This is a genomic window from Spartinivicinus poritis (genome assembly GCF_028858535.1).
In the GTDB taxonomy this organism is placed as follows: Bacteria; Pseudomonadota; Gammaproteobacteria; order Pseudomonadales; family Zooshikellaceae; genus Spartinivicinus; species Spartinivicinus poritis.
Map to the genome: position 1 here is coordinate 22,497 of NZ_JAPMOU010000035.1, position 12,532 is coordinate 35,028.

The following is a 12,532-nucleotide window of genomic DNA, read 5'->3' on the forward strand; positions in this document are numbered from 1 at the left end:
TAGTTCTTATAATAGACACTTCTCAGAGGCTAATCCTTCCAGACAATTTGAATTTTAGGGAAGTAGCTAACAGTTTATTTTTAGAGATACCCATATGTATAATCTCACTAAACAAGAAAATTAAGGAAATGACTGTTGGATGTAGCAATTATCAACTGGGCTCAAGCCCATTTCAGTAGTTTGCACGTTGTTTTTCAGCTGTTTTCCTGGCTGGGCTATGGTGAGCTGTATCTGGTAATTATTGGTTTGCTGTATTGGGGCTGGAACCCTCGTTTAGGTGTCAGTTTAAGTGGTTATTTGTTATTAGCCAGTGCCCTTAATGGTATTTTCAAGCTTATTATTCATGCACCACGCCCTTACTGGCTAGCACCTGAGTTATATAAAAGCATTCCTGATCACGCATTTGGTATGCCCTCTGGGCATGCTAACAGTAGTTTAAGCTTTTGGGGCCGCTGGGCTCTCACTATTAATACCCCCTGGTTTTGGTTGCTTTGTGCAATCATTGTTTTTGTGATTGGACTTTCCAGAGTTTTTCTTGGTGCTCATTTTCCCAGCCAGGTAGTTTCTGGTTGGGGTGTTGCCTTAAGTTGTTTGATCATATTCAGTTATTGTGAGCGCAAACTAACACCCTGGTTTAGCCAACTTAAGCCTGCCGCTCAGATTGCACTGGTACTCTGCATTTGCGGTGTTGTATTGTTAATAGGTATCTTCAGTTATTTATCAACTCAGTCTTTTATTATTCCCGAACACTGGATAACCAACGCATATATTGCAAGCCAAACCAACAAGCCATTTGTGCCAGTTAATTTAAAGTCGATATGCCGTGACACAGCTATGCTGGCGGGTTTATGGGTTGGCGCTATTCTTTACTATCAACAACAAGGCTGGCAGCAGTTAACTCAATCGCAAGGAAGGCTTTTCCGCTGTCTTGGAGGGGTAATCAGTGGTCTGCTTATTTGGTATGGCTTAGGGGTAGCCATAAAAACCACCACTTCTTTCGACACTGTCAGCTACTATTTGTTACAAGTTGTTCGTAGTTTTATGTTTGGATTGTGGGTAAGTTACTTTTGGCCATCTCTTACCCTAAAGTGGCAAAGTCGTCATGCACTGTCACTGTAAACACTTAGGAACGTGCATGAAATAACTTACGGTTTTGGCTCCAACCTATCCCGCTTGGCGCTATTAGTTTATTGATGGTTAGGGCAAAAACTCGACGTAGGCCTAACTATGCCTTCTTTTTTGCGCCTTACCAAACGGGCACCTTGGAACAAAAATCTAGCGAGTTATTTCATGCACGTCCCTTATGAACTATGATAAAAATTGTCAAAGCCTGGTTACACAAAAATGAAGTATACACAACGCCACATGAATCACCCCAAACATATTGCACTGGTGGCTCATGACAATAAAAAGAAAGAAATGCTTGCATGGGTAAGTGAACATGCCCCTATTCTTGAACAGCACCACTTATATGCAACAGGCACCACGGGTGCACTACTGGAACATAACTTAGATTTAACCATTGAAAAGTTAATTAGTGGCCCTCTGGGGGGCGATCAGCAAGTAGGAGCACTAATTACCGAAGGTAGCATAGATATGCTCATTTTCTTCTGGGATCCCTTTGAGCCACTGCCTCATGACCCGGATGTAAAAGCCCTGCTTCGGATTGCAGCAGTATGGAACGTTCCCGTTGCTTGTAATCAGGCCACAGCAGACTTCCTGATTCAGTCACCACTCATGGGGGAAAACTACACCCATAGTGTACCTGATTATGAACACTATCGAATTAAGCGACGAAATATTGCTGAAACTAATTAAGGTGAGTGCCCTATGGTTACATCTAACAGTGGCCGTAGATAGCCAGCACTAAAAGAACTAAAAAACTAGTCACAACTAGACTTATACTAAAAATGATATAACTATAACAGTGAGGACGGGCTTATGGTGGATCTTGCCTACTTTTTACCACCATCACAAGGAGAACTTAACCTAGAGGCATATAACCCAAGTTATACCTTTAATCTGGATAAAACCAACGCCAAAAAAGAAGCCCAAACACTAGGCCTTCTCTTGAATGAATGGCAAACGAAATTGTTTGCAGAACAAAAACAGGGATTGCTTATTATTTTTCAAGCAATGGATAGCATTGCTAAATTATCCAATTTACAGCAAGTATTTACGGGGCTTAGCCCTCACGGTATTTCAGCGCATACCTTCGACCCACCCGGCATTGATGATCAGCGTCATGACTTTTTACGGCGTTTTCATCATTATGTGCCCAGTAAAGGCATGATTGGAATATTTAGCCACAGTTACTATGAGTGGATACTTCGCAATATGGTCAATGAGGGTATTGAGCCTAAAGGCTTACACAACCATGCAACACACATTAATAGTTTTGAATTACTGCTAAGAGATACAGGGACTCAGGTCATCAAGTTTTATTTACATATAAGTCGCCAAGAACATCGCCACCGTCTTTTACAACGCCTTTCTAATCCAGAAGAACACTGGAAATTAACACCAACAGATTTACACATTCAAAAACACTGGAGCCAAACTATAAAAAGCTATGAGCAAATTATCCAGCTAACCCATAGTCCACTACACCCTTGGTATATTATACCTAGCGACTATACCTGGTTTCGTGACCTGCTCATTGCCAAAATTCTGAACCATACTCTTACCGCTATGAAACCCAGTTATCCAGTCATTCAACCGCCATTTAACATAGATGACTTACCTGAAGAAGTCGTTACCAACCTCAGCAAAAAAGCTAAAAAAAAATAGCTTAGTGGCGTCTACCCCCACTAGCGCCTCTTGATAAAATCTAAAAAGATCATACTTATGAAATATACCATGTGTCGTTACCCTTAATCAGGTAACCTACAGCCATAAGTTTATCGAAACAAAGAAATATGAAATATGTTTGATTGGTTACTTATTATCATATGTATTGCCGCCGCTTTACTTTGGTGGGATGCAGTCAAAGCAAAAGAGCTAGCAAAGCAAGCTGTCGCCCGAACTTGCAAGTCCATGCAGTTGCAACTACTGGATGATACCGTTGCCCTCAACTGGCTAAAGCTGAAGCGTAATAGCCAAGGACAAGTTGTATTCGCTCGCAGTTATCAATTTGAGTTCAGCCTGAATGGCGCTGAGCGTTATAAAGGTGCGGTTCAGCTGCTGGGCTATAAGATACAACAGATGCAAATTGACAACCCCCATGAACAGCCAGAAGCAGCCAAACAAACCTACTTGCAATAGCTTCAACAGACAACGTAATCAAGCCAACAGAAGATGTACTTAAGTTGTTCGTCTGACAACTTTTTGTTAAATTAGTGCTGCCTTACGCTGAGCCATAAACAGGGTAAGGTATGCTGGGAGTGCTGAGCCTCCTAGCGTTTTCTAGTAATCAAGACCAAAAACTCAAACACAAAGGCCCTTCTGTTCATTTTTTGTTAGCTGTTTTAAACAGTTTGACTGATAACCACAAAAACAGGGGTGTGGCAATGATATGGCCTGTAAGCTTTCCTATGAAATGAGCTGTGTCATTGCTAGCCGCCCCTCAAATAAACCCAGGCATAAGGGCATCTCTAATAATTATTAGAGATGCCCTTGAGATAAATTGGTAAAAACTGGCTTACGCCTAGTAGCAGAAAAACAACTGAACCAATGTATTGGAGAATTTTCATTTGCAATAAATAATTGTATTTTCACTACTAAAAACAAAATAAATCAAGAAGATAAAAATCTAACTTGTCTTTACATATTAACACTTTATTCGAAAGCCGAAAGAGTTAATTATAGTCAAATCAAGTGTTTTTTAGTTTCTGGTTATTCTACATCTATTGTCTATACTTATCGAGTTGTTGAATAACAACGACTAACGACATTATGACCAAATGGATAGTGGGTGTATTAATAAGTAAGTAAATAACTCACCCTTTTAACTTTAATTTACTTGGAAATATTCTTTAAGGAGAAAGTAATGTCTAACCCTAACTTAGCTCTTGGAGCATATGGACCATTTACCTGTAACATTGATCAACAAGCAAAGGTAGCTTTTAGCGAAGCATTTGAGCACTTTCAAGGAGTAAAGTATGAACCTGTTGCTGTAGCCTCTCAGGTCGTTTCTGGTAAAAACTATGCTTTTTTCTGTAATGCTACTCCAGTTTATCCTGGCGCAGCTACTTACCCTGCTATGGTTAGTATATACCAGCCTTTAGATGGGAATGCAGGTATTACTCATATTGAAAGACTGCCATACTAGGCCCTATGCACAAAACAAAAAATAAAATAGCAACACTATATATAAACCACTAATTGTATTTAATTACTTAAAAAAATATTAACTACACACTTCAATTTAAGCCACTGCATTACTCAGTGGCTTTTTTATAAAAACAGATACCTCATTAATATTTATTAACTTACTTATCACGAACTTTCCGTACATTCATATTTACCCATAATTCAATGAACTGGCTAACCAATCAAAAATAGTTCCGCAACAATAAACATTGCATGTCATATAACTATAGTGAAATATTAAATTGCTAAATGCTATATTGATATTATTCTTCATGGCGTCAATCAAATCTGTTAAACCATTTCAAATATCAAAGGGCTTATATAATGAAAATAAAAAAAACATTGGGGTTAGCTGTTTTATCCTCATTATTTTTTAATGCTTATACAAATGCCGAAACACCAAACACATCATGTGCTGATATAGTAAATGCTAGCCATGTTGAAGGTATTTATAACTCTGATAGCTGCTCTGCAGGTTTATTTGCAAAATCCCATTTCTCTGCAATTTCTAATTTCAACATCTTAGATGCAACAACTGTTTCTTTTAATTTCATAACACCAAATGATTTAGAGACTGGCTGGGTAATGGTTTGGAAAGATACAACAGAAGTAGACTTTTCAATGAAACCTTTATTTAAAGCCCCCTTATCTTCTAATAAAGGCCACTATGTTTTGCATTCTGATAGAATAAACTTCCAACAAGGTATTTACACAATCGCGATTACAGCAGGTAAAGACGAAAGGAGTGTCGCTGCCACAAGAGCAATGGTATTTGGTCAACCAGCTCAATCTGGCGGCAGCACAATAGCTGTTACAAGAAAAGCACTTACAGGCATTACTGCTGTTTACAACAGCCCACCTAATGTTGTTGCAAGTGATAATTTAGCCTGGCTACAAGTGTTTGATGGAAATAATATTGGCGATTCACCAGAGCAAAACACCCAACCTATCTTGGAAATGACCAGCCCCTTGATTGACTCCTCTGGGGTTTTTTCGATTAACTTTCCTGCTGGTATGTTAAAAAACTATCGAACCTATACTTTAATATTTAATCCCGGTAGAGGTTTTGGCGCTGTTGCTGCTGCACATACATTTAAATACATACTTCAATAACAAACGTATAAAATAACCGATAAAAATGGGTTATTTAGGGCTAGCCTTCTACTGTAAGGCTAGCAATAACAACATCCATTGGCTTACCATCGCTAGCTGGAAACTACCGAATGACGAGGATGGTCCAGTGAATATTATAAATAATAGGTAATTGAGGTAAGGGCAGATAAATTGTTTCTTGGCAACGGTCTTGTCACTTACTAACGGTCAAGGGCTATCAACTGCTAAGAGCTTTTCTACTGAAATCAAAATTATTATATCCTCTTCATAATGTGCTGTACCGATAACAAATGGACAATTAGTACCATGTTCATTCGAGCTATCTATTTCAGCATTTTTAATACTAATTATTTCGGATACACTATCAACCAAGATACCTTGTATCTGTCCACTGATATCAAGCAGTATTATACGAGACTGATTAGAAACATTACTACCAGGAAGACCCAATAATAATCTGAGACTATTAATATTAATCACTTCTCCACGCAAGCTGATCATACCCAGTACGTAATCTGGCGCTCCAGGAACAGGAGCCAATTCCATAAAATTGAGAATCTCTAGAGTACGCAGCACTTCAACAGCATAGATTTCACCTTCTAATGAAAATGTCAGCCATTGAGCCTCTTCATTGTTAGTCGCTTGCTGTTCTTGCATTACTTATTCACCATTTTTGTCTATCTCTCCACCTCTTAGGCTATTATCGTCTTTTAAATATCTGTTTAATAACAAAAAGATCCTTATACCCAACAAAAAACCACAGATTGCTGCTTTACAGGGTAGTACAGCTATCAGAAATCACCAGCTTCTCCACCTCTCAAGTCGCTTAAGGTTTTGCCTATAAAAGCAAGTACTCAATACAAAAATGGGAATAAAATCAATAAAAATATACTTACAACTAAACGACCTCATATTCTCATCACAATGGCGATTCAAACAACTAGCTCAGCTATTACTATATAGTTAAAACGAACAGCTTTTATCATCCCTAGGTGAAGATAACACTTCGAAGGCGAACAACAAATTTACTCAATAGCGTTAGTGTCAAATAAAGATAGCTTGCAAATAACATCACTAACAATATCAGCTTCAGCTTTAAAATATTTTTAACCAATAAGAAGACTCTTTACGTCTGCTCGTGCACTGGCCAGCAATAAACTTCATCACAGAGTGTTAATAGTCTTAAGTATTGTCAAGTTTACCAGCAACCGTGGTTTTAAGATTCTCTTTAATGCATCGTTAGGAACCACCCACTCTTTCCATTAAACAGATAGAAGGGTTATTGCTTTTCAACAGGTCACCAGCCTGTTTTCAAAACAATGTCTTGATTACAAATTTATCAAAAGGCTAGAAGTAGTAAACAATTATTAGAGATGTCCATAATACTTTTCGCTAATTTTTTAGTATTCCTAAGCAGAATGATTAATTGTCTTACTAGTTATGACTATTTCCGTAATGGACTTTATTGCAAAATATAACGAAAATATCATCGGTCCTTAATTCTTAAAGGAAAAATAATGTTTGCCTATTTTGAACAAGTGTTAAAGGCGTTTCCTAAGCGCGAACCTGAGCAGCCCCCTAATACCCTGCTTATGTTTTGTTTACATTATACTCAAGGTATGTGGCGGCCCATATTGTTAGTATCACTATTTACTGCAATCGCCGCAGTTGCTGAAGCCTCTCTATTTGGCATGATGGGGGTATTAATCGACTGGCTGGAGCAAAGTGATCCAGCCACTTTCTTTGAAAAGGAAAAAGGCTGGTTAATTGCCCTGAGTGTTGCCCTTTTAATTGGCATTCCTGGAGTTATATTGATTCACTCATTACTGGTGCATCAAACTCTGCTAGGCAACTATCCCATGGCTATCCGCTGGATGGCTCACCGCTATCTGCTAAAACAAAGCCTGTCCTTTTACCAAAATGATTTTGCAGGTCGCATTGCAACTAAAGTCATGCAAACAGCTTTATCCATTCGCGAAACAGTGATGAAGCTTGTGGATGTGATGGTATACATCACCATTTACTTTATAACCATGATAGTACTGGTTGGCCAAGCCGATAAGCGCCTAATGATTCCCCTACTAGTTTGGTTAGCTGCTTATATTGGTATTCAATGGTTTTTTATTCCTAGGTTGAGAAAAGTATCAACCCAACAAGCGGATGCTCGCTCTGTAATGACTGGCCGTATAGTCGATAGCTATACCAATATTCAAACAGTAAAATTATTTGCTCACACCAAACGAGAAGCTGACTATGCACAAGATAGCATGGACTTATTCTTAACCACTGTGCACAAGCAAATGCGACTAGTGACGGGCTTTAATATATGCTTGGAGTGGATTAATTATACCCTGGTTTTTGCTGTTGGCGCATTGTCCCTTTATTTGTGGTCATTAAATGAGGTCACAATAGGCGCTATCGCCGTTGCGATTACGCTAGCACTTCGTTTAAATGGAATGAGCCATTGGATAATGTGGGAAATTAGTGCTTTATTTGAGAATATTGGTACTGTTGTAGATGGTATGGGTACTCTAAGCCAGCCAAGAGATGTACTTGATCATGAGCAAGCTTCTCCACTCCAAATCAATGACGGCGCCATTAAATTTTCTAATGTCAGTTTTCATTATGGTAAGCAATCAGGCGTAATCGATAACCTGAACTTAAGTATCAAGCCAGGTGAAAAAGTTGGCCTAGTTGGCCGCTCCGGTGCAGGTAAATCAACATTGGTTAATTTACTGCTTCGGTTTTATGATGTTGAACAGGGTATTATTCAAATTGACGGGAAGAATATCGCAACTGTTCAGCAAGAATCATTACGGGCCTGCATCGGCATGGTTACCCAAGATACCATGCTATTACACCGCTCTGTCAGGGAAAATATTCTCTATGGTAAACCAGATGCTTCGGAAGAGGAATTAATCGCCGCCTGTAAAAAAGCAGAAGCCTATGATTTTATTCATGAGCTAACCGATCCCAAAGGTAATAAAGGGTTTGAAGCACAAGTAGGTGAACGCGGAGTCAAATTATCTGGCGGCCAGCGACAGCGGATTGCGATTGCCAGAATGCTGTTAAAAGATGCTCCCATTTTAGTATTAGACGAAGCAACCTCCGCTCTTGACTCTGAAGTGGAAGCCGCTATTCAAGATAACTTATATAAGCTTATGCAAGGCAAAACCGTGATTGCCATTGCTCACCGTCTTTCAACTATTGCAGCAATGGACCGCTTAGTTGTAATGGATCAAGGAAAAATTGTTGAGCAAGGCACTCACCAAGAGCTGGTATCAGCTGGTGGTATTTATGCACAGCTATGGGCTCATCAAACAGGCGGCTTTTTGGGAGAAAAATAATCACTACCCACCGGCATCGCCGGTGGTTTTATATACAACTCATTATGCTCTCATGCATGATTCTGATTAAACTTTAAAAGATTCAACCCAAATCTACAAGATTACGACCTCCTTTAACGTTATAAAGTAGCTATATCTGTAGCAACTAATCGCTATCGTTTGTACTACTTGCTTGTACTACTTGATAGCTTACGGTTAAGGATAAGACCTTTAGGAGTCGTTTTTATGTCCATTACTAGCAGCCCTCAGCCATCCCTGAGTCTTAACACAATCAATAATGCAAGAGATCTTGAAATTGCTAGTGATAAAAAAAACCGTTCAACAATTCACAGCTTTTTCTCAAATATTGGTCATTTTTTTCAAGTCCATTTCAGTAAAAAAGCAAAGTCTTATGAGGTTTCAGCCCAGCAACAACCTCTTTATACAGCCTCTCAGCAACCAGTTAAACTGATTGGTATGACCACAGCCACCGATCAATTTAAGACAGCCGACAGCCAACTTAAAACAGACGAAAAAAGCAAGGCACATTCCAAGCTGGAAGGTATGAATAACCTGCTAAAAACCCATCAAGAAGCGGCAAAAAAAGCCTTAATAGCGAAGGTCAATGAACTACCAGAAAAGCAAAAATGGCAAGTTTATAATGCAGTAACACCTAAGTTAGACAAATTATTGAGTGATTTTTCTGAGCGGTTTTCTGAAACAAAATTCGATGTCTCAAAAAATAAAGCCGCATTTATGAAAGAGGCAATGAAGACAACCAAAACTACTAGTAATCAGTTTGCCAAACAACTTATGCAAGCATTTGAGGCAACGTCTTCTCAGCCACTAAGCAAGTCAGATAAAAAAGCCTTATTAAAAGAAGCTAAACAGACTTATAAAGCAGCGATTGCTCACCAATTAAATACCCATAAAGTGAATTGGCAGCCTATTTCAAAAACCATTGAATGGCAGGGTAAACAATACACCAGCGAAATGACACCAGCAGCAGAGTTACCCTCTCTACAAATGGCTTATCAGCACTCAAAGGTATCAGGTATCAGCTCCATGGCTACCAGCGAAGATAAGCATGCTGTTAATTTATGGGTATCAGAATTTAAGGACTCAACTGGAAACACCATTTTTAAAGGTGTTCGCCACGGGGTTAATACCCCTTTTGGCGTGAAAGGGCCAGATGCCCGCCAAGCCGGTGCTGACAAGCGTACCCAAGAAGTCATTACCGCTGCACTTGAACTAAATAAAAACCAGCTGATTAACCATTTACAATCTGGCAACTCTAATGAGCCTTTCAACTTAAAGCTCACCTCTACATCACTCCTTACCCCTTCTCAGTATTATAAAGGTAAGGGCTATAAAGAAAGACAATTTATTCAAGAGCAATTAGCTGCTTGGCAACGGGCAAGTGATGGTCCGAAAGAGTTTACGGTTAATATTAAAGGTGAAAATAAAACGGTTAAAGTACAGCTGGACGTTTTAGCATTTAATTTTGGTGTCAATGGCGGCGCTAAATTGGCTAGTAAGTTTCCTAACCTGGTTAAATTTGCTGACCAACACCCTAACTCTGATATCACTGGCTGGAAAATGGCCGACCAGAATAACCGAGAGCCATTGGACCGGTTGATAAGCTGGGCCATTAATTATAAAAACACGTCTAATGATGAGCTAAAAAACCAACGTATCCAAATTTATCTGGATAATATTGCAGCGCTGATGTTAACTAATCAACACCGTTTAGATGGTAATAGAGCTTATGCTTTGCCAGAGTTAGTTGTTCTATTAAGTAATGAAATGGGGGTTGTACCGGCCTGGAACTGCATGAGCGGTAAAGATCGCACGGGATTACTCGATGCCGAAGTCAAGCAATCATTAATTGAGCAAGAATTAAATAGTGGTCATGTAGCAGACTTTTCTAGCGCAATGACTGATGAGCGGCAAGCACTTCACGATAAAGTATTACTAGAATCTGGCAACCATGAAATTCAAAAAGCGAATACAGGAGTACCGGGTTATAAAATATTCGAGGGTGGTCGTATTGCTGTAGCCTCAAATGCTAACAATATTGCTGAATTTAATCGAGCTGAGGTCAGAGGGCTTTCTGGTGCAGTCAGCGCATAAGCCCTGCCAGCTAAACCTTAAGATTTATTATGTTTACCAGTGAACTATTTGATGAAAAAATGGAGGGATTATTCGCTGCAATAGGTGGCGAATATTCCCCTCCTTTGGATGACGATGAGCTAGAAATTGTTTTAACCTTAGAGTCCGGGCAAACCATACGTTTATCTGAAATAGATAACGAACAGCTGGAAATTCTAGCCTCACTTGGGCCTGTCCCTAATGAACCAACTTCATTAGCAGCCTTATTAATTGCTAATCGAGATGCTGAGCAACAACATCCCACTAGTTTTTTTATTACGCCAGATGCAACAGAGGCCTGTGCAGTACTACAACTGCCGTTGACTGCATCAACAGATGATGTGGTTGACGGTTTTCAACGGGTAGTACACCGATGTAACTGGTACTTAAAAGAATTATTAACCACTTCTGAACCTCAAAATACCCCATCACAGAGCCAGATTAAGGTGTAGCTTAAAGACACCTCTAATCAATAATCACATGGGGTAAAAACCGTGACGAATCCTTGGTAATTACTTGGCGATCTTCTCTGATTCCAATACCCGCTGGTTCGTCTGCAATAACCCAACTACCCACCAAAGTATAATTGCCTGAAAAGGCGGGTAGCGGATGATAGGCCTGAATAATATAACCACTATCATCGTAAGGGCCTTCTACTACATGCTGAATTCCCTGGTGATCCTGTATCGTAATATTAGAACCTTCCCTTGAAAGCAAGGGCTTTCGAACAAATCCCTTGGTAAATTGATTGTTTTGATTAATTTCATCCTCAAAATAGGCTGGCAACAGGTTAGGGTGATTAGGAAACATCTCCCATAATAATGGTAAAATACCCTTGTTTGACAACACTGCTTTCCAGGGGGGCTCTAAGAAATGAGTGCCAGAGTCCGGAATAGCAGGGCCAAACGCCTCTTCCATGAGCCATTCCCAAGGGTAAAGCTTAAACAAGGCAGGTATGGTGTAGTCATCTAAGTCAGTAAACTCACCTTCAGGGCTAATACCAATATCTTCTACATAAATAAACTTAGTGGCTAATCCTGCCTGTAGTGCACAATCTTCAAAGTATTGCACCGTGCCCCGATCTTCTTCTGTGCCTTTACAACAAGCAAAGTACAATGGTTGGGGTATATCCAATACCGCTAAACGCTCGATCAACCTTTCTTGAATAGAGTTAAACTGGTCACACCCAGTAGGTAGCATGGATTGCTCCATAATTTGTTCCAGCCAAATCCATTGCCAAAAAGCACTCTCATAAAGCGAGGTGGGAGTATCTGCATTATATTCATAAAATTTTGCAGGACCCGAGCCATCATAGGCTAAATCCATTCGCCCATATAAATGCTTATCCCCTGCCCGCCAGCTATTATGGATATAGTCCCAATACAGCTCCGGAATATGCAGCCGTTGCAACAGCTGCTCATTACTAACCACTTTATCAACCAGTTCTAGGCACATGCCGTGCAATTCAGCAGTTGGGTTTTCTATATCACTTTCAATTTGCTGTAAAGTAAATTGATAATAGGCTGACTCATCCCAATACGGCTCCCCATATAAGGTATGAAACTTAAAACCTAATTGATTAGCAAGTGCTTGCCAGTCTGCCCGCGGATTAATCGACACTCGCTGCATGG

Annotated in this window: 11 protein-coding genes; 9 read left to right on the forward strand and 2 right to left on the reverse strand. The window is 39.7% G+C overall.

The window, feature by feature from the left end:
* The first annotated feature begins 135 nt into the window (after nucleotides 1-135).
* The 6 genes from ORQ98_RS20990 (at nucleotide 136) to ORQ98_RS21015 (ending at nucleotide 5,424) form a co-directional block, all read left to right on the forward strand.
* On the forward strand, nucleotides 136-1,119 hold the full coding sequence (locus ORQ98_RS20990; protein ID WP_274690784.1) for a phosphatase PAP2 family protein: 984 nt from the start codon (nucleotides 136-138) through the stop codon (nucleotides 1,117-1,119).
* 225 nt (nucleotides 1,120-1,344) lie between these two features.
* A complete protein-coding gene (locus ORQ98_RS20995; protein ID WP_274690785.1) occupies nucleotides 1,345-1,818 on the forward strand; it encodes a methylglyoxal synthase in 474 nt (157 codons plus the stop codon).
* 123 nt (nucleotides 1,819-1,941) lie between these two features.
* The gene (locus ORQ98_RS21000; RefSeq protein WP_274690786.1) at nucleotides 1,942-2,790 is read left to right on the forward strand and encodes a polyphosphate kinase 2 family protein; all 849 of its coding nucleotides are present in this window, start codon (nucleotides 1,942-1,944) and stop codon (nucleotides 2,788-2,790) included.
* 135 nt (nucleotides 2,791-2,925) lie between these two features.
* Complete coding sequence (locus ORQ98_RS21005; RefSeq protein WP_274690787.1) at nucleotides 2,926-3,264, forward strand: DUF3301 domain-containing protein; 339 nt, start codon at nucleotides 2,926-2,928, stop codon at nucleotides 3,262-3,264.
* A gap of 724 nt (nucleotides 3,265-3,988) precedes the next feature.
* Nucleotides 3,989-4,270 (forward strand): hypothetical protein, encoded by a 282-nt coding sequence (locus tag ORQ98_RS21010; protein ID WP_274690788.1) that lies wholly within the window; start codon nucleotides 3,989-3,991, stop codon nucleotides 4,268-4,270.
* Between the two features lie 365 nt (nucleotides 4,271-4,635).
* A complete protein-coding gene (locus tag ORQ98_RS21015; RefSeq protein WP_274690789.1) occupies nucleotides 4,636-5,424 on the forward strand; it encodes a hypothetical protein in 789 nt (262 codons plus the stop codon).
* A gap of 207 nt (nucleotides 5,425-5,631) precedes the next feature.
* Here ORQ98_RS21015 and ORQ98_RS21020 read toward each other — a convergent pair whose 3' ends face one another.
* Nucleotides 5,632-6,081: a chemotaxis protein CheW gene (locus ORQ98_RS21020; RefSeq protein WP_274690790.1), complete on the reverse strand. Its 450-nt coding sequence runs from the start codon at nucleotides 6,079-6,081 to the stop codon at nucleotides 5,632-5,634.
* Nucleotides 6,082-6,941: 860 nt separating this feature from the next.
* Between ORQ98_RS21020 and ORQ98_RS21025 the strand changes: the two genes are divergently transcribed.
* The 3 genes from ORQ98_RS21025 (at nucleotide 6,942) to ORQ98_RS21035 (ending at nucleotide 11,353) form a co-directional block, all read left to right on the forward strand.
* Nucleotides 6,942-8,771 (forward strand): ABC transporter ATP-binding protein, encoded by a 1,830-nt coding sequence (locus ORQ98_RS21025; RefSeq protein ID WP_274690791.1) that lies wholly within the window; start codon nucleotides 6,942-6,944, stop codon nucleotides 8,769-8,771.
* Between the two features lie 225 nt (nucleotides 8,772-8,996).
* The gene (locus tag ORQ98_RS21030; RefSeq protein WP_274690792.1) at nucleotides 8,997-10,883 is read left to right on the forward strand and encodes an inositol phosphate phosphatase SopB; all 1,887 of its coding nucleotides are present in this window, start codon (nucleotides 8,997-8,999) and stop codon (nucleotides 10,881-10,883) included.
* Nucleotides 10,884-10,912: 29 nt separating this feature from the next.
* On the forward strand, nucleotides 10,913-11,353 hold the full coding sequence (locus ORQ98_RS21035; RefSeq protein ID WP_274690793.1) for a hypothetical protein: 441 nt from the start codon (nucleotides 10,913-10,915) through the stop codon (nucleotides 11,351-11,353).
* A 13-nt stretch (nucleotides 11,354-11,366) separates the two neighbouring features.
* Here the strand turns inward: ORQ98_RS21035 and ORQ98_RS21040 are convergent, their stop codons facing one another.
* Nucleotides 11,367-12,530, reverse strand: a complete 1,164-nt coding sequence (locus tag ORQ98_RS21040; RefSeq protein WP_274690794.1) for a glutathionylspermidine synthase family protein — start codon at nucleotides 12,528-12,530, stop codon at nucleotides 11,367-11,369.
* Nucleotides 12,531-12,532 lie beyond the last annotated feature (2 nt).

Bases quoted from the DNA above. Each gene is read 5' to 3' on its own strand.
- ORQ98_RS20995 (WP_274690785.1), top strand. From the start codon at position 1,345: ATGAAGTATACACAACGCCACATGAATCACCCCAAACATATTGCACTG.
- ORQ98_RS21000 (WP_274690786.1), top strand. From the start codon at position 1,942: ATGGTGGATCTTGCCTACTTTTTACCACCATCACAAGGAGAACTTAAC.
- ORQ98_RS21005 (WP_274690787.1), top strand. From the start codon at position 2,926: ATGTTTGATTGGTTACTTATTATCATATGTATTGCCGCCGCTTTACTT.
- ORQ98_RS21010 (WP_274690788.1), top strand. From the start codon at position 3,989: ATGTCTAACCCTAACTTAGCTCTTGGAGCATATGGACCATTTACCTGT.
- ORQ98_RS21015 (WP_274690789.1), top strand. From the start codon at position 4,636: ATGAAAATAAAAAAAACATTGGGGTTAGCTGTTTTATCCTCATTATTT.
- ORQ98_RS21020 (WP_274690790.1), bottom strand. From the start codon at position 6,081: ATGCAAGAACAGCAAGCGACTAACAATGAAGAGGCTCAATGGCTGACA.
- ORQ98_RS21025 (WP_274690791.1), top strand. From the start codon at position 6,942: ATGTTTGCCTATTTTGAACAAGTGTTAAAGGCGTTTCCTAAGCGCGAA.
- ORQ98_RS21030 (WP_274690792.1), top strand. From the start codon at position 8,997: ATGTCCATTACTAGCAGCCCTCAGCCATCCCTGAGTCTTAACACAATC.
- ORQ98_RS21035 (WP_274690793.1), top strand. From the start codon at position 10,913: ATGTTTACCAGTGAACTATTTGATGAAAAAATGGAGGGATTATTCGCT.
- ORQ98_RS21040 (WP_274690794.1), bottom strand. From the start codon at position 12,530: ATGCAGCGAGTGTCGATTAATCCGCGGGCAGACTGGCAAGCACTTGCT.